An 18,141-nucleotide genomic window follows, 5' to 3' on the forward strand; every position below is an offset into this window, starting at 1 on the left:
ACGGGTGGGACTGATGAATATCAAACAATTCGCAAGTGACAACAAATCGCTCATCGGCCTGATTATTCTGATGGTGCTGGTGTCCATTGCAAACGCCAACTTTCTTGGCGTGGACAACATGCTGAACATTCTCCGTCAGACATCAATCAACGCCATAATCGCCATGGGAATGACCTTCGTCATCATCACGGCTGGTATTGACTTGTCGGTGGGGTCGATTTTGGCCTTTGCTGGGGCAGTTTGTGCCAGTTTGATCGCAGCAGACATGCCGCTGGTTGTTGCGCTGGTCATGACAATCGCTGTGGGAGCCGCCTTGGGCGCGACCAGCGGTACCATTATCAGTTTTTTCAATGTGCAGCCTTTCATTGCCACCCTAGTGGCGATGACCATGATCCGCGGTGCGACGCTGGTTTATACCGAAGGCCGCCCGATCTCGACCGGTAGTTTTGATGTCGCGGAAAGCTTTTACCAGTTTGGGGCCGGATACACCTTTGGCGTACCAAATCCGGTTATTGTAGCTGCTGTTGTCTTCCTCGTGTGCTGGTTCGTGCTAACGCACACAAAGTTGGGACGCTACGTTTACGCCATTGGCGGAAACGAGAACGTTGCACGCCTGTCTGGTGTTAACGTCACTGCAGTTAAAATTTCGGTCTTTGCCATTAGCGGCGCGTTGGCTGCTTTGGCCGGGATCATTCTCACAGCCCGTCTGGAGTCGGCCCAGCCGACCGCTGGCTTGGGCTATGAGCTGGATGCCATTGCCGCTGTCGTTCTGGGAGGAACCAGCCTCATGGGCGGCAGAGGACGTATCTTTGGCACCATCATCGGCGCGCTCATTATTGGCGTGCTCAACAACGCCCTGAACATCATGGATGTATCTTCGTACTACCAGCAAATTGCCAAGGGCGCTGTTATCCTTCTCGCGGTTGTCGTTGATAGTCGCGGTAAGGCAAATGCATAAGGTCTTGCAGGCCACTTCATCGGGAGATTGAAATGAAGAAACTACTTGGAATCGCCGTCGGTACAGCAATGTTGCTGGGAACCACCGCCCATTCAATGGCGGCAGACACCATGGCGCTGGTTGTCTCCACCTTGAATAACCCATTCTTTGTTACACTTAAGGACGGCGCGGAAGCCAAAGCTGAAGAGATGGGCTATGAACTGCTCGTTCTCGATAGCCAGAACGACCCTGCCAAGGAGCTTTCCAACGTAGAAGACGTCCTGAACAAGGACATCAAGGTGCTGCTGATCAATCCGACGGATTCGGACGCTGTTTCCAGTTCGATCCGTGCGGCCAACCGCAAGGATATCCCGGTTGTGACATTGGATCGTGGCGCTTCTCGTGGTGATGTCGTGTCTCACGTTGCTTCGGATAACGTTCTTGGCGGAGAGATGGCCGGCAAGCTCATCATTGATACGCTCGGCGGCGAAGGCAAGGTTGTTGAATTGGAAGGCGTGCCGGGAACTTCAGCAGCACGCGACCGTGGTGAAGGTTTCAACAAGGCCGTGGGTGCATCTGAAGGTATTGAAGTTGTTGCCAGTCAGCCGGCTGACTTTGACCGCACAAAAGGCCTCAACGTGATGGAAAACATCCTTCAGGCTCAGCCGGAAGTCGATGCTGTGTTTGCACACAACGATGAAATGGCTTTGGGTGCGATCAAGGCTGTTCAAGCCTCTGGCCGCGACATCGTTGTTGTTGGCTTTGATGGTACCAGCGATGGTGTAGCCGCGGTTGAAGATGGTTCCATGCTGGCAACCGTTGCTCAGCAGGCAGGTATGATTGGCGCGATTGGCGTGATGACTGCGGACAAGATAATCAACGGTGAGAGCGTTGAATCTTATACCCCGGTTCCACTGAAGCTCGTAACCAAGTAAGAGCTTGGCTTTCAAACGGTGATTTGGCCCCGGCGCATTGTGCCGGGGCCTTCTAAAAGAGGCTGGGGAAACAATGGTCAGTATCAAGGATGTAGCGGAAAAAGCCGGTGTATCTCCATCGACCGTTTCTCATGTCATCAACAAGACGCGGTATGTTTCACCCGTGACAAGCAGCAAGGTTGAGCGCGCGATTGATCAACTGGGATTCCATCCCAGCACATTGGCGCGAGCCCTGAAAATGAACCGCACCAACAATCTGGGCATGCTGGTATCCTCCAGTACCAACCCGTTTTTCGCGGAAGTGGTCCGAGGTGTGGAAGAAGGCTGTTATCGCAACAACTTCAGTCTCATTCTATGCAATTCCGGCAACAAGATTGACCGGCAGCTTGATAACCTCACAACGCTGGTTCAAAAACGGATTGACGCACTGGTCGTCATGACGAACCGGTCGGAAGAAAGGTTCAACGAGGCTCTTCAAAAGGTGAAGGGCTTGCCCAAAGTAGTTCTGGATTCAGCGCCGCAGCCGAACGCCTGTACATTGCAGGATGACTCCGTTTTAGGCGGACGCTTGGCAACGAACCATCTGATTTCATGCGGCCATCGAAAGATAGGCTGCCTCATGGGCCCGGAAGGCCATCCTCGCTCCATCGATCGGCATCGCGGCTATATTGAAGCCATGGCGACGGCGGACCTGCCGGTGAACTCCCTTTGGAGCGCTTCCGGGCCCCTTTCTGTTTCCGGCGGTTACAACGCCATGGCGGAAATCCTGCGATCTGGTCAGCGACCAGACGCTGTTTTTGCGTTCAACGATCTGATGGCGATTGGTGCGTATCATGCCATTCAGGAGAATGGTTTGAGCATTCCGCAGGACATCTCCGTTGTTGGCTACGATGATATTGAGTATGCCAGTTATATGACCCCGGCCCTGACCACCATACGGCAACCGAGTTTCGAGCTGGGTTTGCAGGCGGCGCGTACGCTGATTGACCATCTGGATCAAAAAGTTGAGCTTCCGCCCGTCATCCAGTTGGTTCCCGAGCTCATTGTTCGTCAATCGGTAAAAACGAGATAGGAAGACCCATGTCCATTGCGGTTCTTGGCTCCATCAATGTAGATATTATTACGCGATCCGAGCGATTGCCCAAGCCTGGCGAAACCCTACACGGAGAGAGCTACTCCACCAGTTTGGGCGGCAAGGGGTGTAATCAGGCAGTCGCTGCGCGCAAGCTGGGAAGTGAGACAACCCTAATTGGCCGGGTGGGAAAGGATGGGTTCGGCCAGATCGCGCTCGATGCCTTGGCTTCCTATGATGTGCCACTGGCTAATGTGTTGGTGGATGCGGACAATTCAACCGGCATCGCTGTTATCGGTGTCGATGCCAACGCAGAGAACTGCATTACCGTTGTTGGTGGTGCGAACATGGCCGTTACAGACGAAGATGTTGCACGGGCTAAAGGTGCACTTACAACCGCCAAGATTTTGATGCTTCAGTTGGAAATACCGGTTGAGACATGTGCTTCGGCAGCACAACTGGCGCAAAAAACCGGAGCGACAGTGATTTTTGATCCCGCGCCTGCGCCGAGTCAGGGCCTGCCAGACGGCTTTTTAAAACACGTTGATGTTGTTACTCCGAACGAAACAGAAACGCACATCCTGACGGGTATTTTGCCAACCAACGAGTCAGAAGCCAGACAAGCTGCCGAGAAACTTCATGAACAAGGCGTAGCGGCAGCTATTGTGAAACTCGGAGCCCACGGCGTTTACTATTCCGGCTATGGCGAACGCGGCTTCATAAAGCCCTTTTCGGTCAAAAGCATAGATAGTGTGGCCGCCGGAGATTGCTTCAATGGGGGGCTCGCCCATGCGCTTCATGAAGGACAGAGCTTTTCCTCCGCCGTGCGTTTTGCGGCTGCGTGTGGTGCGCTGGCGACAACCAAGATCGGAGCAGCCCCGGCTGCGCCCACCGCAGACGAGGTGGCTGCGTTACTTGCAACACAATGAAGCACAGAGGACACCAACTGACCGAGGCTGGAGTAAAACGAACACATCCGGCCTCGACAGGTGTTCTCTGAAATTTCATGCCGCCGGTTTGAATGATCCTTTCAATTGCCGGGGTATGTGCTAAACCGCCTGCGCAGAGAGACAGGTTTGCGAATGAGAGCGGTATGCGAATTATTGTGATGGGGGTAAGTGGGTGTGGCAAATCCACGGTAGGTCAGGCCATCGCCGATAACCTAGGCTTGCCATTTATCGAAGGTGATACCCTGCACTCCGCAGAAAGCAAAAGAAAAATGGCCGAAGGCGTTCCTCTCAGCGATGAGGACAGATGGCCTTGGCTGGACCGTGTTGGGCAGAAACTCGGTGCAGCCGATGCCGGCGCTGTTGCGGCGTGTTCTGCCTTGCGGTTGGCATATCGGCAACGATTGCGATGTGCGGCTGGCAAGGATCTGAAGTTTATCTTTCTCCATGGCCAGCGTGACCTGTTGCAACAACGCATGGAAAAGCGCGAAGGCCATTTCATGCCCCCTGCCCTGCTGGAAAGCCAGTTGGAAACTCTGGAAAATCCCGAGCGCGAGGTTGGCGTTCTTACTCTGGATGTCTCTCACGACCCGAGTACATTGGCGCGTCAAGCGACTAACTGGTTGCTATCAGAACAGTAAGGGGGTGTCCTCGCCTCTGCTTCCAAATGCTAAGTTTACCAGGAGCCCCAACCTACTACTGTGTGTCGCGGGAGGGGGATTCATGTCCGAAATAATGAGTTTTGCGCAAACTGTATTCGAGTCTCAGCCATTCACCCGCTTTCTGGGCGCCAGATTGGGCGAAGTAACATCTGAAACCGCCGAGATCTATTTGGACGTCCATGAAAACCATAAGCAGCAACATGGTTTCGTTCATGGCGGGGTATTGAGTTATCTGGCAGACAATGCACTGACCTTTGCTGGTGGAATTGCATTGGGTGGTAACGCATTGACTTCCGAATACAAGATCAACTACGTCCGTCCGGCGCTTGGAAAACGCGTAATCGCGCGCGCGAGTGCCCAAGCAGCAGGAAAACGCCAAGCGGTTTGCCGTTGTGAGTTGATCTGTATTGATGAAAACGGAGACGAAAGACTTTGTGCGTTGGCTCAAGGTACTGTCGTGCCTGCCGGTTAATGATCGCATCAAAGCCAAATAAGAAGAACCCCGCTTGTGAGGCACAAGCGGGGTTTGTTTGTTTTGGTTATCAATCTACCAACTGCAGGGCTTGTCCATGGATGCCTTGGCGTCGCCATAGTACATCCGGGAGTTCTCCTTGAAGAACAGTGGGTTTTCGATACCTGAGTAACCGGTGCCCTGACCACGCTTGGAGATGAAGACGTTCTTTGCCTTCCAAACTTCCAGAACCGGCATGCCAGCGCTTGGTGAGCTCGGAAACCGTCTGCTGAGCCTGTGCCACTGCCATGCCGTAGCCCGGAACGATGATGACGCTGTCGGCATCATTCAAGGTTTCGGCGACATAGTCTGCCTCTGCCGGAACCATCTCGCCTTCGATTTCCTGCGCAGGCCCGGAAGTGCCGCCGAAGCCGCCAAGGATAACGGAGACGAAGTGACGGTTCATGGCCTTGCACATGATGTAGGAGAGGATCGCACCGGAAGAACCGACGAGCGCACCCACAACAATGAGAAGGTCGTTGCCCAGAGAAAAGCCGATCGCAGCGGCTGCCCAACCTGAGTAGGAGTTCAGCATGGACACAACGACCGGCATGTCTGCGCCGCCGATGCCCATGATCAGGTGGTAGCCGATGAACAGCGCCAGCAGCGTCATCAGGAACAGCGCCCAAACACCCCAAACATCGTTGAAATACATGACGCCGAGGGGGGATGGGAAGCGCGGTGCGGGATGAGGTCAATGGCTGGGCATCAGCCGCGCAGCGAGGCGCTGCAGGCCTTGGGTGATGCCATGGGGACACCAGAGTGTCCCCATTTGCGCGATCAATTAGGGACGGAAACGCCCTCTTGGAGCGGCGCTTTTTTCGGATCCGGGCCATACTTATTCGGTCCATCCGTGCCAGGCATCAGAAGAAGCGCCAGCGTAACCCCGGAGCTTGCCAGTCCAGCGACGATTCCCAAGATCGGCCCCAAGAGCGCGGAGCCGGCGCCTAACACAATGAAGATGATGAGCAGGGGCTTGCCGCTCCAACCAATGTCGTGGCACCGCTGAAAAAAGGCGGCGAGGCTCATGACCACAAAAAGTGCGGAGAAAGGTATCCCCAAAACACCCAGCAAGACTGACATGGAGCTGGAGGTGCCTAAAGTCATAGCGGTAGAGGCGAGGATGGTGGCAATGACCAACATGCCAACAAGAGCTAAAGTGAAAAGGAAATAACTCAAGCGGTTACGGCGACCTTCAAAGGTAAAGACATTTTCGAAAACTGGTTTAGACACGGTGCTGCCTCAGGTTGTATAAATTGGATATATACAATTTTAAACACCCCGCTTGTGAGGCACAAGCGGGGTTCTTTTGTTTTGGTTATCAATCTACCAACTGCAGGAGCTTGTCCATGGATGCCTTGGCGTCGCCATAGTACATTCGGGAGTTCTCCTTGAAGAACAGTGGGTTTTCGATACCTGAGTAACCGGTGCCCTGACCACGCTTGGAGATGAAGACGTTCTTTGCCTTCCAAACTTCCAGAACTGGCATGCCAGCGATTGGGGAGTTCGGATCGTCCTGTGCAGCCGGGTTCACGATGTCGTTTGCACCAATGATGATGACAACATCCGTGTCCGGGAAGTCCTCGTTGATCTCGTCCATTTCCATGACGATGTCGTAAGGCACCTTGGCTTCCGCAAGAAGAACGTTCATGTGACCGGGCAGACGGCCTGCAACCGGGTGGATTGCAAAGCGGACGTTCTTGCCCTTGGCGCGCAAGCGCTTGGTGAGCTCGGAAACCGTCTGCTGAGCTTGTGCCACTGCCATGCCGTAGCCCGGAACGATGATGACGCTGTCGGCATCATTCAAGGTTTCGGCGACATAGTCTGCCTCTGCTGGAACCATCTCGCCTTCGATTTCCTGCGCAGGCCCGGAAGTGCCACCGAAGCCACCAAGAATAACGGAGACGAAGTGACGGTTCATGGCCTTACACATGATGTAGGAGAGGATCGCACCGGAAGAACCGACGAGCGCACCCACAACAATGAGAAGGTCGTTGCCCAGAGAAAAGCCGATCGCAGCGGCTGCCCAACCTGAATAGGAGTTCAGCATGGACACAACAACCGGCATGTCTGCACCGCCGATGCCCATGATCAGGTGGTAGCCGATGAACAGCGCCAGCAGCGTCATCAGGAACAGCGCCCAAACACCCCAAACGTCGTTGAAGTACATGACGCCGAGGATGATGGAGCCCAGTGCTGCTGCTGCATTGAGCATGTGGCCGCCGGGCAACTTGGTTGCTGCGGAAGTGACCTTGCCAGCGAGCTTGCCGAAGGCAACCACAGAGCCGGTGAAGGTGACCGCACCAATGAAGACGCCAAGGAAGACTTCAACACGCAAAATGCTGACTTCGACCGGGGTCTTGTGTGCCAGAACAGCTGCAAAACCTTCAAGGCTGTGGCGGGCTGTTTCGTCCATGGCCAGAACGCGGGACAGTTCAAAGTCCGCATTGAAGCCGACCAGAACCGCGGCCAGACCCACGAGTGAGTGCATGGCTGCCACAAGCTGTGGCATTTCGGTCATCTGAACGCGCATGGCGACGAAGTAACCGATGATGCCGCCTGCAATGATGAGTACGACTGAAAGAACCCAAAGGCCCGCACCGGGACCGACTAGGGTTGCAATGACAGCCAGTGCCATGCCGACAATGCCGTACCAGACAGCGCGTTTTGCGCTTTCCTGATTGGACAGGCCGCCCAGAGACAGGATGAAGAGAACGGCTGCTACAACGTAAGCAGCAGTGGTGAAACCGTATTCCATTGTTCAGCTCCCCCTTAAGATTTCTGGAACATGGCGAGCATGCGCCGGGTGACGAGGAAGCCGCCGAAGATGTTGATGCCAGCCATGAACACTGACAGGGCGGCAAGAACAATGACCAGCCATGAGCCCGAGCCAATCTGCAGCAGCGCGCCGAGAATGATGATCGAGGAAATAGCGTTGGTGATTGCCATCAAAGGCGTATGAAGAGAGTGCGCCACGCCCCAGATGACCTGGAAGCCGACGAAACACGCCAGAACAAACACGATGAAGTGCTGCATGAAACTGGCTGGAGCTACAAGGCCAACCAGCAGCATCAGGATACCGCCGCCTGCAAGGAGAGAAACCTGCTGACGGGTTTTCTTCTTGAACTCGGCAATTTCGGCTGCGCGCTTTTCTTCTGGTGTGAGTTCCTTCACCTCCGGCTTCTTTTGCGCGGCGATTGCCTGCACTTTCGGCGGCGGAGGTGGGAAGGTGATTTCGCCTTCATGGGTGATTGTGGCACCACGAATGACGTCATCTTCCATATTCACATTTGGCTGACCGTCCTTTTCAGGGGTGAGGTCGTCCATCATGTGACGGATGTTAGTGGCGTAAAGCGTGGAAGACTGTGTTGCCATACGGCTTGGGAAGTCGGTGTAACCAATGACGGTGACGCCGTTTTCGCTGACAACCTTCTCATCCATCTTGGTGAGATCACAGTTGCCGCCCTTTTCTGCCGCGAGGTCAACGATCACGGAGCCCGGCTTCATGGACGCAACCATGTCTTCCAGCCAGAGCTTTGGCGCATCGCGGCCCGGAATGAGCGCAGTGGTGATGACGATGTCAACTTCCGGTGCCAGTTCGCGGAACTTGGCCAGCTGTGCGGCACGGAATTCTGGAGAGGAAACGGAAGCGTATCCGCCTGAGGACGCGCCGTCCTGCTGTTCCTCTTCAAAGTCCAGATACACGAACTCGGCGCCCATGGATTCAACCTGCTCAGCCACTTCCGGGCGAACGTCGAACGCATAGGTGATGGCCCCCAGAGAGGTGGAGGCCCCAATGGCCGCAAGACCGGCAACGCCTGCGCCGATGATCAGCACCTTTGCTGGTGGCACCTTGCCCGCAGCGGTGATCTGACCGGTGAAGAAACGGCCGAAGTTGTTACCTGCTTCGATGACAGCGCGGTAACCGGCAATGTTGGCCATGGAGGACAGAGCGTCCATTTTCTGCGCGCGGGAGATGCGCGGCACCATGTCCATTGCAAGAACGGTGACTTTCTTGTCAGCGAACTTCTTCATCAGCTCTTCGTTCTGCGCTGGCCAGAAGAAGGAGATCAAGATCTGGCCCTCTCGCGCCAATTCCAGTTCTGCTTCTACTGGTGGGCGTACCTTGCTGATGATGTTTGCTGTTTCCCAAAGGGTCTTGGCATCCGGCACGATCTTTACGCCGGCGGCTTCGTAGTCTTCATCATTGAAGCTTGCTGCCGCACCGGCGCCGGTTTCAACGACAACCTCGTAGCCCAGCTTCTGCAGCTGCTTGGCGCTTTCCGGTGTCAACGCGACGCGCAGTTCACCCTCAAGGACCTCCTTAGGAGCTCCAATAATCATAGTTTAACCTCATCTATGCTCTCGATGCACATTCGTCGTTCGAATTCTGTGGTTCGCCCGCCCAGAAATGATGGCGCTGCTCTACATTTAACGCATCTTTTGGTTCGCATGCCCCAGCCGAATAGATGGCCCGAACTACCCCACCTATGTCAATTGAGTGTTCTTCATCAGTTGTGAAAGAACTGCTGGCCTCGTTCAAATAATGAGATGAGTCTTGCACGCTGATGAGTGAGGTTCCATAGAACTTCAGTGCGGTTTTCAAGCGACACAAATAGCCTAAGTCTTCCAATCGAATTCCCAATATCTAGATTTGTGCACTTGTATGCAGATGCGTTTAAGAGAAAATACGTAATACTGGTTTGACTTCAGCGTAAGGGACGGATCGTACCTCCAAGTTCCATGAGCAATGCTCCGAACTTAATCGGTTAGAGAGTTTGTGTCATGGCGGTTGACGCGCTCTACGTCCTGTTTTCCTGCTACATTTTGCACCATTTTGTCGACAATTCGTTGCTAGTCACAGCGATCTGAGGAGATGCCTAACGCGTATGACTGAAGTGGTTTATTGAACGCTGCGCGCACAGTTGGATGGACGAAGTGACTCCTTGCATTCGTTTCGCCGAATAGAGATCGAGGAATGTGCAATCCGGACTCAGTTAATTACGAATAGATGATAATAATTTGATGAAAAACTCTTTCATCACTTTTTATAGCGGAAGCGTAGTGTTATAAAAACGGTAGTCTGAATATGTGTTTGTTTATATGTCAATGGAGATTAGCCTTTCGTGTGTTAACGAGCTAATCTTACCGAGAGAGTGGTATTGGGTGAAATTGGATAATCTATACTGCGCAGTCCAATAACGTGGCAGCGTTGTGGTCTTTCTGCAATTACGAAGGGGCATTGCATGGCTCAAACATACCCAATTGCAACCATTCCGCTTAACAATGGAGGCCGAATTGGCATGGCGCCTCTTCCTGGGCGGTTTACATGCATATTCAATGACGTGGAAGAGATAACCGATTGGTTTCCGCAGATAGTGGTTTCATTGACGCTGCCGAGTGAGGCGGTGAAGCCTGAGGGGCCAGACTTGGGTGAGCTGCTTTCAGAGCGCGGCATTTCTTGGTATGGCTTCCCACTAAAAGACTTTGATATTCCTAAGCCGCACAGCAAATCCGTGTGGGACGAGCTTTCTACTGTCCTTCATGATTGTCTGAACCATGGTGGATCGGTGATGTTGCATTGCCGAGGTGGTTGCGGGCGGTCTGGAATGGTTGCGTTGAGGTTATTGCGCGAACGCGGTCTTACCAGAAAGCGGGCGCTTCAAGATGTACGCGCAGCCCAGCCGTTCGCAGTTGAGACTGAACATCAACTTGGATGGGGGAACTTTGGTTTTGAGTACGGGCCTACTCCTTCATCCGCTGGTGCATGGTATGATGATGCCAACCCAATAATGACTTCAGATAATGCTGCCATCCTATACCGTTGAAGACTTGAAAATTCGCCGCGTCACAGTTGAAGATGCACTCCCGATCCGCCACAAGGTGCTTTGGCCTAACCTGCCGTTGGACGCGGCCCGTGTCGATGAAGATGACGTGGGGCTTCACTACGGTGCATTCTATCGTGGATGGTTGGTAGGCGTGGCCTCTTTGTATCTGGGAGATGGCGGAGCGCGATTACGTAAGTTTGCGGTTTTGCCAGAGTACCGAGGCCATGGCATCGGTACATTGATGGTTGAAGAGCTTCTTGAATGCGCTGGGGCGCTCGGCGCTCAAGAATTCTGGTGCGACGCACGCGAAACTGCTGTGCCGTTCTATCAGCGGTTTGGCCTGAAGGTTGACGGAGACCCGTTTTTAAAGCGGGATCTCCGCTATGTCCGCATGAGTACGCCTCTACGGCCGGACCTGTTTATCCGCTGACCTTTTTGACTATTTCCACGCGATGCGGATAGGGAATGCTAATGCCTTCCTTATCAAAGGCCTCCTTGACGCGTTTTGTCATGTCAAACTTCAAATCCCAGTAGTCAGCACTGGAACACCAGAGGCGCGCAGTAATGTCGACCGATGACTCACCAAGGTTTACAAGGCGGATCCAAGGCGCCGGGTCATTGTGGATGCGTTCATCAGCTGCTGCGATTGCTGTAATCAGTTCAATAGCCTTGTCAGCGTCATCGTTATAATCAACCCCAAAGGTCAAATCCACACGCCGTGTTTTGTTGGCAGAGTAGTTTGTGATGATCGAACTCCAGGCTTTTGAGTTCGGCATGATGATTTGAACGTTGTCGGGTGTTGCCAATTCGGTCACAAACAGATTGATCTCCTTAACCGTACCCGCAGTACCGCTGACGTCAATGTAGTCGCCCAGCCGATAAGGTCGAAAAATGATGAGCATCACGCCTGAAGCCACGTCGCTCAGAGTGCCTTGCAAAGCAAGACCAACCGCGAGTGATGCGGCACCCAATACGGCCACCAGACTGGTCGCTTGAAAGCCCACGAGCTGCAATACCGCAATGATAACAACGGCGAGTATGGCCCAACGTACCAAAGAGGAAAAGAACACCGCCAGAGTTTGGTCCAGTCGCTCCATTTTGCTCAGTCGATCTCGAACAATCCGACTGGCCAGGCCAGCGATGAAATAGCCTACTATGAGAAAGACAATGGCTTTGACAACATTCAACGCCAGAGCTTCATACCCGCCCATGGCGGTGAGTGTTTCGTTCATGAGAACCTCTCAGGTGACCTGCATGCTATGTGAATATACGACTGGATTATCAGCCTACCCTGAGGGCGTAAAGGGAGTGTTGCAGTCTAAACCAGATACAACCCCAAGCCTTCGGTCTTCAAGTAGTGAGCGGAATTGGTGCTGAACGGCCAATCATTCGTGCTCAGGTCTGGCGCCCTTCTGTGAAACCAGCATTTAACGACGACAACGAGGTCGCCGGTTACCATGAGAGCTGCGCCCTGTTGCATTGTAAGGGCAATGCTGAGCGTGGCAGAATACATCAGCGAAACCACCTCACTCGCTAAAATGATATAAAACGCGTCAGCCATTTGAGCCTTCTTGTGATCAACGAGGCGCAGCACAATCCTATGATTATGAACGTGGTGCCGGCTCAACGAGGAACCTGGACACCAGCATGTTGAACAGGAGGAAACTGGCAGTCGCGAGCAATACGGAATAAGGCGCGACAGTCAGTATGGAGTTTGCCCAAGCGGACCAAAATGCCGGTCCGGCAACTCCTTTTTGCCAAATCATGATCGCCGGAAGGCCGCAAGTCATGCTGATCATGATCAAGGTACCAACGATGGGTTGCTGCATTTTCCTTGGTAGTTTTCTGCATACCAGCTTCATGCTGATCTCCGTTCTGGACTTGGAATGAAGCCATGTTTAAACATTTCAATAATGTTCGTATGTAGCCAATTATCTAAACTGAGGTTTCAAAATTGAAACGTGAAAATCTGGACGATTTGCGCGCGTTTTGCGTAATTTTGGAAGAAAGAACCATGACCCGCGCTGCAAAGCGCTTGGGGGTATCATCTCCCACCTTATCCCGTCAGCTGGCAGACCTGGAAGCTAGAGTTGGACAACGTTTGTTGCATCGTAACTCGAAGAGTCTGAGTGCAACTGAGGCCGGGCTCCGTTTTTTTGAGGTGCTGAAGCCCTGCTTTGATCAATTATGCGAACAAATCGCTCTATTGGAAGCAGAACGGGAAGAAATCGCAGGGCCAATACGGATTGCATGTCCTGAAACGCTGTTTCTCGATTACTTGCACGAGAGGCTCTGCTTGTTTTTAGAAAAACACCCTAAAGTCAACATCCATGTTTCCTACGCTCTGACTGAGGCGAGCTTTGTAGAAAATCGTATTGACCTCGCTGTCGTTGTTACACCGCCAAGAGATGGCCGGTTGTCACAGGTTAAGTTGGTGGAACAGCGATCCTCTCTTGTAGCAGCCCCATCCTATTTGGCGCGCGCGGGACAGATTCTTGAGTTGCAGCAATTGGCGGAACACGATCACCTTGCGCTCGCATTTCAAGACCACTGGCATTTTTATCGTGATGGCGAAATGGTCTCGGTTCCAACGCGTGTACGCTATTCATGCGAGAGCATGAAGGCTTTGGTTGATGCGGCTGTAAGGGGCATTGGTATCGCCTTGGTGCCGGACTACTTCACCGATGAAATGGTGCGCTCTGGCCAGTTGATGCGGGTCCTCCCCGATGCCGCAGTTCCGGCGACGGGGCTGTATCTTGTTTCTAACGACAGAAAGTTGCTCCCGACCCGGATCGCCGCTTTGAAAGCATTCTTGATCGATCAAGCCAAAGCGTTCGAGTTGGAGCAAGACCGTTCAACGGCCCAGACCAATAAAGCCAGCGCCGGGTCCTTCGGGCCGCGATGAAATCACGACGGATGGCCTCAAGGGAATTGCATTTGTCGGCACTCGGTCCGGAACTCTATCGAAAACACGATGTCGGGCCGCCGGTTGCAAGCACTGCGTGGCCAATATCCGCATACGCTCCGCACCTGCGCGATAATGATCGAAGTGTGTCCACAACACACACAGTGCTTCAGCAAACTCCCGTTCGGACAAGGCAGGCAAGCCGTTCTGTGAGTTCAGAAACCGCTGCGGAGCCATGTGCGCTGTATGAACAATGGGCCGTCCACCAAAGACGCCATCAAGGACAAGATCTACCCCTGTGACCTCATGGGCGCCGGGTTGTGTTGGCACCAGCAGCGCGTCAGCGCGCGCCAAACCTTCCGAATAGGTTGAGCTGCTCATTGGGGTAGACAAAAATTCGACTGTCACTTGATCCCCAAACCGTCCCTCCCGTGCCAAATCCCGGAAAATACCAGTGCGGCGATCCTTCTCGGAAGCAGCTACCAGGAAGTGAAAAGCTTGAGAGCTGCGCCTCAGTACGGTCAAACGTGCCAAGTGTGACAGGATTGCCTCCAGATCAGGTGGCGGCGGCCCGTCCCCTCTATCCGTTTTACCGAGAAGCCCTATTACAAGTGGAGCTGTTCCCGGAAGTGCTGGTTGATGGGGAACCGGTGGATCAAATGGAGAAACCCGACGCGGCAACACCATGGCGCCTGCGACTGGCATCGGGAGTTCTGCTCGTAGGACAAACAGATGTTCTTCTGTTTCAGTGTAAAGCGCGATCTTCCCGGACCATACCAGTGAAGACAGCGCTTCTTTCTGCCCGAAACCCTTCAGATAGTTGTTGGGATCCTTCGGACACCGAAACCTCAGGTGCAACCGAGGCAGCTTATCCTCTCCGAATTTTTGATAGTATTGGGTGACGGCATGAAGCAAACCAAGATGGCAGTCGGGTATCAAAATGTGATCATTCGGCCCGAGCCGGAAACGACTTAGCGCTTTGGTTAGAGGCTCCCAAACGGCTGACAGATCTTGGGCCAAGCCACCAAAGGCAGCGCGATCAACAAACCGCCGAATCTGACCTGCAAAGGTAGGAAGGTGATGCTTCGCCAAAAGATTTAGCCGATCTGGCGTGGCTAACCCACGCACCTCGGCGTTTAACGTCCGTACCGGTGGCGCACCAACGGGCGCATCCGTCAAAAAACACAGATTATATCCCTTGAACAATGAGAAAAGTGCCCGGCGTTCGGGATGCGCATTCGCGTTTTTATCTGATAGTCCGGTCTGGACCACAAGCATCTTGACCATTGGTGCCCTCCCCCCTGACGCACGCACAAAACCTGGAAGCCAATGTCCCCGACACCCTAAGCCAAGATGCGTATCGTTAACATTCTTGGGAACACCCATGGCAATTTCTGCGAGACTTAATTTCAGACCCCGGCCCTGTTAAAACCGGACCGATACAACGACAGATTCGGTCTGGAATGTTGCTGTAGCTATTTTTCATCTCGATTCCGTGCGGTTTAAGCGCGCCTCTGGCGGGAAAATATAAAAAATGCACAGAAAACCGTCAGCGGATAGTGGACGACCGGCCGGGCGAGGGTACCCCTGAGGATATCAAGAAAAACCGCGGAAATCTGGGGTTATTGAAGTATCTCGAAGCCCACTGCAGTAGAGCCCAAGGTCGCGGGGAATTCATTTCAGAAGAAATCACCTCTGTGACTCAGGCGCGAATCGAAATGGTTAATGCACGTTAACCATAAAGCCATTGACGGCGCTTGCAAAAAGGAAAAATATTCGCTTTGACGGATTTTCTTATTCGGGCCCTTCAAAACCGTCACGCGAGGAAACAGGCATCATGCTGCTAACTGCTGAACACGAGGAATCGTCTGCCGAGAAAATCTCCCGGCACTCTGCGCTCCTGTCGCGTCAGTTGCAATCGCTACGCGAAAAAATGTATCCGCCAGAAGCGAAAAAGAAGCTCAAAAACTTCTCCTCTCGCGATGTTGCTAATCTGTTGGGTATTGCTGAATCCAGCCTGAGACAGCTTTCTTTGAATGGAGAAGGCGTTATTCCGGCTCGGTTGGAGAACGGGCGGCGTATCTACACGCTTGAACAGATCAATGACCTTCGCAAGTATCTGGCAGACAAGCGTCCCGCCGATGCGCTCAGGTTCGATCCACGCCGGCGTGAAGGCGACAAGATGCAGGTTATTGCCGTCGCGAATTTCAAAGGCGGTTCAGCAAAAACAACCACGACGGTTCACTTGAGCCATTATCTGGCGTTGCAAGGCCTTCGTGTTCTTGCAATTGATCTCGACCCTCAAGCTTCCTTGTCTGCCATGTTCGGGTACCAGCCTGAGTTCGACGTGGACGACAATCAAACGCTGTACGCGGCGATCCGATACGATGATGATGAGCGGGTTTCATTACGAGAGGTTATTCGAGAGACCTATTTTGATGGGTTGCATCTGGTGCCTGGCAACCTGGAACTCATGGAATATGAGCACGAAACACCGCAGGCGATTGCTCAAGGCATGTCACGCGGTGATGGAATGTTCTTCCGGCGGATGGCAACAGTTCTGAAAGAGGTTGAAGACGACTACGATGTGGTGCTGATAGATGCTCCGCCTCAACTCGGCTACCTGACGTTGGGTGCTCTGTATGCTGCAACAGGCTTGGTGGTAACCGTACATCCGGCCATGTTGGATGTGTCATCCATGAACCAGTTTCTGTCCATGACCTCCGAACTTCTTGCGGTAATCGAAGAAGCTGGCGGGTCCCTGTCTCATGATTTTGTTCGATATCTGCTAACCCGATATACACCGCACGACGTGCCGCAGGTGAACGTAGCAGCATTGCTGCGCGGCCTCTTTGGCGAAGATGTCTTGGCAGCCGCGGTGGTTGAAACAACTGCGATTGCAAATGCGGGTCTGGAGAAGAAAAGCCTGTATGAGGTTGAGCGCGGAACTGTGACTCGCGACACATTGAACCGTGCACTTGAGTCCGTGGACGCCGCGAACGCAGAGATCTTTTCACTGATACAACAAGTGTGGGGACGGGTATGACCAAAGCCAGCGACCGATCCAAAAAGATGCGCGCCATGTTTGGCGGGGTGGATCCGGCTGAACTGGCCAAGGAACCGGCCCCGACGCAGGTAGGGCAGTCTGCGTCCAAGCGAGTGTCGGCTGGTGCGATAAAATCCATGCGCAACACCTTTTCCAACGTGGAAAAGGAGAACGAAGAGCTGCGTCACCTGCTTGAAAGCGGTGATGTTGCACGTGAGCTAGACCCCAAGCGGCTAGAACCGTCATTCGTTGCGGACAGAATGGTTGTTGAGGTTGATGCGGATTTCGAGGCGCTTAAACAATCCATTGAGGCTAACGGTCAGCAGGTCCCTATTTTGGTGCGTCCGCATCCCAGTTATGACGGACATTACCAAATTGCCTTCGGCCACCGTAGGTGGCGCGCCTGTCAGGAACTAGGGCGTCCGGTTCATGGTATAATCAAGCAGCTTACTGATGAAGAGCTGTTGATCGCCCAGGGCCAAGAGAACCATGAGCGCAAAAATCTGTCGTTCATCGAGACCGCATTGTTTGCCTATAGATTGTCCTCGGACTTTCCTCAGACCATCATTTCGAAGGCTCTTGGTAAGGATGCGACAACTGTTTCCAAGCTGCTTCGCTTGATGGGGCAGCTTCCGGCTGAGTTTGTTCGGATGATAGGTCCTGCGCCGCGTATCGGGCGGCCCCGGTGGGAAGAGTTGGCATCGCATTTTGTCGACGGGTCGCTGCCTGAGGGCGTTCACGGTCCTGTGCATGAGCTCATGGAGCGGCCGAACTACAAGGCTGCCAATAGTGATGATCGCTTCATGATGGTGTTCGATCTCGTGGGGCAATTGGTTCGGCAGATCTCCTCCTCTCCTACGGAGGCAGAAGTTTCGAAAACCACAACTGCAACGTCGTCAGCTGGAAAACTTTGGATTGGGGACAAGAAGGTACTAATGAAAGACAAGGGAACGACCTTGAGCTTTCAAGTTGACACCCGAAAGCAGCCAGAACTTGCAGCATTTTTGAAAGAGCGGCTACCTGCTCTTCTCGAAGAATTTGAAGAAATTTCCGAAAAGGAGGACGCACAATGAGTTGATGCTGTCCAAATGAAAACGGTCTTGCTGACGGCAATCAGCAAGACCGGAATTCAATGGTACAACAAGCTGAGCGCCCGTCGTAACCCTTATTTGCATTTTCACGTTACTTCGAGATGCGCTGCGAATCAAGTCTGCCAAGTGGACTTGAAACGGTTTTCTATGCCGTAAAGCCAAGTTGTACCCGTTAATCCCCAGAACGGATTCTTTATCCGCAAGGAA

17 protein-coding genes and 2 pseudogenes are annotated in these 18,141 nt (G+C 53.3%); 11 read left to right on the forward strand and 8 right to left on the reverse strand.

What is annotated here, in order from left to right; all coding sequences use genetic code 11:
- Positions 1–13 precede the first annotated feature (13 nt).
- The 6 genes from rbsC to G512_RS0110315 all read left to right on the forward strand — a co-directional run bounded on the left by rbsC (position 14) and on the right by G512_RS0110315 (position 5,025).
- On the forward strand, positions 14–958 hold the full coding sequence (gene rbsC, locus G512_RS0110290; protein WP_028481645.1) for a ribose ABC transporter permease: 945 nt from the start codon (positions 14–16) through the stop codon (positions 956–958).
- Positions 959–990: 32 nt separating this feature from the next.
- The gene (gene rbsB / locus G512_RS0110295; protein WP_028481646.1) at positions 991–1,872 is read left to right on the forward strand and encodes a ribose ABC transporter substrate-binding protein RbsB; all 882 of its coding nucleotides are present in this window, start codon (positions 991–993) and stop codon (positions 1,870–1,872) included.
- 73 nt (positions 1,873–1,945) lie between these two features.
- The gene (locus G512_RS0110300) at positions 1,946–2,944 is read left to right on the forward strand and encodes a LacI family DNA-binding transcriptional regulator (protein ID WP_028481647.1); all 999 of its coding nucleotides are present in this window, start codon (positions 1,946–1,948) and stop codon (positions 2,942–2,944) included.
- 8 nt (positions 2,945–2,952) lie between these two features.
- Positions 2,953–3,873, forward strand: a complete 921-nt coding sequence (gene rbsK, locus G512_RS0110305) for a ribokinase (protein ID WP_028481648.1) — start codon at positions 2,953–2,955, stop codon at positions 3,871–3,873.
- Between the two features lie 164 nt (positions 3,874–4,037).
- Positions 4,038–4,532, forward strand: coding sequence for a gluconokinase (locus tag G512_RS20720; protein WP_036489420.1), 495 nt, complete (start codon positions 4,038–4,040; stop codon positions 4,530–4,532).
- An 82-nt stretch (positions 4,533–4,614) separates the two neighbouring features.
- Entirely contained in the window at positions 4,615–5,025 is a 411-nt protein-coding gene (locus G512_RS0110315) for a PaaI family thioesterase (RefSeq protein WP_028481649.1), read from the forward strand.
- Positions 5,026–5,100: 75 nt separating this feature from the next.
- Here the strand turns inward: G512_RS0110315 and G512_RS0110320 are convergent.
- The 4 genes and pseudogenes from G512_RS0110320 to G512_RS0110340 form a co-directional block, all read right to left on the reverse strand.
- Positions 5,101–5,722 (reverse strand): annotated as a pseudogene (locus tag G512_RS0110320) (NAD(P)(+) transhydrogenase (Re/Si-specific) subunit beta); the annotation flags it as partial.
- Between the two features lie 122 nt (positions 5,723–5,844).
- Positions 5,845–6,297 carry a DUF805 domain-containing protein gene (locus tag G512_RS22395; protein ID WP_073833020.1) on the reverse strand — a complete coding sequence of 151 codons (453 nt, stop codon included), beginning with the start codon at positions 6,295–6,297 and terminating at the stop codon, positions 5,845–5,847.
- 88 nt (positions 6,298–6,385) lie between these two features.
- Entirely contained in the window at positions 6,386–7,822 is a 1,437-nt protein-coding gene (locus G512_RS0110335) for an NAD(P)(+) transhydrogenase (Re/Si-specific) subunit beta (RefSeq protein ID WP_028481652.1), read from the reverse strand.
- A gap of 14 nt (positions 7,823–7,836) precedes the next feature.
- Positions 7,837–9,408 (reverse strand): Re/Si-specific NAD(P)(+) transhydrogenase subunit alpha, encoded by a 1,572-nt coding sequence (locus G512_RS0110340; protein WP_028481653.1) that lies wholly within the window; start codon positions 9,406–9,408, stop codon positions 7,837–7,839.
- A gap of 959 nt (positions 9,409–10,367) precedes the next feature.
- Here G512_RS0110340 and G512_RS20725 point away from each other — a divergent pair.
- Entirely contained in the window at positions 10,368–10,892 is a 525-nt protein-coding gene (locus tag G512_RS20725) for a phosphatase domain-containing putative toxin (protein WP_208974992.1), read from the forward strand.
- Positions 10,870–11,322 carry a GNAT family N-acetyltransferase gene (locus G512_RS0110350; protein ID WP_036489424.1) on the forward strand — a complete coding sequence of 151 codons (453 nt, stop codon included), beginning with the start codon at positions 10,870–10,872 and terminating at the stop codon, positions 11,320–11,322. The genes G512_RS20725 and G512_RS0110350 overlap by 23 nt, the downstream gene beginning before the upstream one ends.
- A 94-nt stretch (positions 11,323–11,416) precedes the next feature.
- Here the strand turns inward: G512_RS0110350 and G512_RS0110355 are convergent.
- The 3 genes and pseudogenes from G512_RS0110355 to G512_RS22565 form a co-directional block, all read right to left on the reverse strand.
- Positions 11,417–12,124: pseudogene (locus G512_RS0110355) on the reverse strand (mechanosensitive ion channel family protein); the annotation flags it as partial.
- Between the two features lie 86 nt (positions 12,125–12,210).
- Entirely contained in the window at positions 12,211–12,453 is a 243-nt protein-coding gene (locus tag G512_RS0110360; RefSeq protein WP_028481656.1) for a hypothetical protein, read from the reverse strand.
- A 43-nt stretch (positions 12,454–12,496) separates the two neighbouring features.
- Complete coding sequence (locus tag G512_RS22565; RefSeq protein ID WP_143181334.1) at positions 12,497–12,754, reverse strand: hypothetical protein; 258 nt, start codon at positions 12,752–12,754, stop codon at positions 12,497–12,499.
- A gap of 116 nt (positions 12,755–12,870) precedes the next feature.
- On the opposite strand from G512_RS22565, the gene G512_RS0110370 reads away from it, so the two are divergent.
- The gene (locus G512_RS0110370; protein ID WP_268876223.1) at positions 12,871–13,797 is read left to right on the forward strand and encodes a LysR family transcriptional regulator; all 927 of its coding nucleotides are present in this window, start codon (positions 12,871–12,873) and stop codon (positions 13,795–13,797) included.
- Here the strand turns inward: G512_RS0110370 and G512_RS0110375 are convergent.
- On the reverse strand, positions 13,747–15,084 hold the full coding sequence (locus tag G512_RS0110375) for a hypothetical protein (RefSeq protein ID WP_028481659.1): 1,338 nt from the start codon (positions 15,082–15,084) through the stop codon (positions 13,747–13,749). The genes G512_RS0110370 and G512_RS0110375 overlap by 51 nt on opposite strands.
- A gap of 550 nt (positions 15,085–15,634) precedes the next feature.
- Between G512_RS0110375 and repA the strand changes: the two genes are divergently transcribed.
- Both repA and repB read left to right on the forward strand, forming a co-directional pair.
- A complete protein-coding gene (repA, locus tag G512_RS0110380; RefSeq protein WP_028481660.1) occupies positions 15,635–16,843 on the forward strand; it encodes a plasmid partitioning protein RepA in 1,209 nt (402 codons plus the stop codon).
- Positions 16,840–17,916, forward strand: a complete 1,077-nt coding sequence (repB, locus tag G512_RS0110385) for a plasmid partitioning protein RepB (RefSeq protein WP_036489430.1) — start codon at positions 16,840–16,842, stop codon at positions 17,914–17,916. Before repA ends, repB begins: the two co-directional genes overlap by 4 nt.
- Positions 17,917–18,141: the final 225 nt, after the last annotated feature.

This window comes from Pseudovibrio exalbescens DSM 16456, assembly GCF_000422785.1.
GTDB classification, from domain to species: Bacteria; Pseudomonadota; Alphaproteobacteria; order Rhizobiales; family Stappiaceae; genus Pseudovibrio; species Pseudovibrio exalbescens.

Bases quoted from the DNA above. Each gene is read 5' to 3' on its own strand.
- rbsB (WP_028481646.1), top strand. From the start codon at position 991: ATGAAGAAACTACTTGGAATCGCCGTCGGTACAGCAATGTTGCTGGGA.
- rbsK (WP_028481648.1), top strand. From the start codon at position 2,953: ATGTCCATTGCGGTTCTTGGCTCCATCAATGTAGATATTATTACGCGA.
- G512_RS0110315 (WP_028481649.1), top strand. From the start codon at position 4,615: ATGTCCGAAATAATGAGTTTTGCGCAAACTGTATTCGAGTCTCAGCCA.
- repA (WP_028481660.1), top strand. From the start codon at position 15,635: ATGCTGCTAACTGCTGAACACGAGGAATCGTCTGCCGAGAAAATCTCC.
- G512_RS0110335 (WP_028481652.1), bottom strand. From the start codon at position 7,822: ATGGAATACGGTTTCACCACTGCTGCTTACGTTGTAGCAGCCGTTCTC.
- G512_RS22565 (WP_143181334.1), bottom strand. From the start codon at position 12,754: ATGAAGCTGGTATGCAGAAAACTACCAAGGAAAATGCAGCAACCCATC.
- G512_RS0110360 (WP_028481656.1), bottom strand. From the start codon at position 12,453: ATGGCTGACGCGTTTTATATCATTTTAGCGAGTGAGGTGGTTTCGCTG.
- G512_RS0110340 (WP_028481653.1), bottom strand. From the start codon at position 9,408: ATGATTATTGGAGCTCCTAAGGAGGTCCTTGAGGGTGAACTGCGCGTC.
- repB (WP_036489430.1), top strand. From the start codon at position 16,840: ATGACCAAAGCCAGCGACCGATCCAAAAAGATGCGCGCCATGTTTGGC.
- G512_RS20720 (WP_036489420.1), top strand. From the start codon at position 4,038: ATGCGAATTATTGTGATGGGGGTAAGTGGGTGTGGCAAATCCACGGTA.
- G512_RS0110300 (WP_028481647.1), top strand. From the start codon at position 1,946: ATGGTCAGTATCAAGGATGTAGCGGAAAAAGCCGGTGTATCTCCATCG.
- G512_RS20725 (WP_208974992.1), top strand. From the start codon at position 10,368: ATGGCGCCTCTTCCTGGGCGGTTTACATGCATATTCAATGACGTGGAA.
- rbsC (WP_028481645.1), top strand. From the start codon at position 14: ATGAATATCAAACAATTCGCAAGTGACAACAAATCGCTCATCGGCCTG.
- G512_RS0110375 (WP_028481659.1), bottom strand. From the start codon at position 15,084: ATGGTCAAGATGCTTGTGGTCCAGACCGGACTATCAGATAAAAACGCG.
- G512_RS0110350 (WP_036489424.1), top strand. From the start codon at position 10,870: ATGCTGCCATCCTATACCGTTGAAGACTTGAAAATTCGCCGCGTCACA.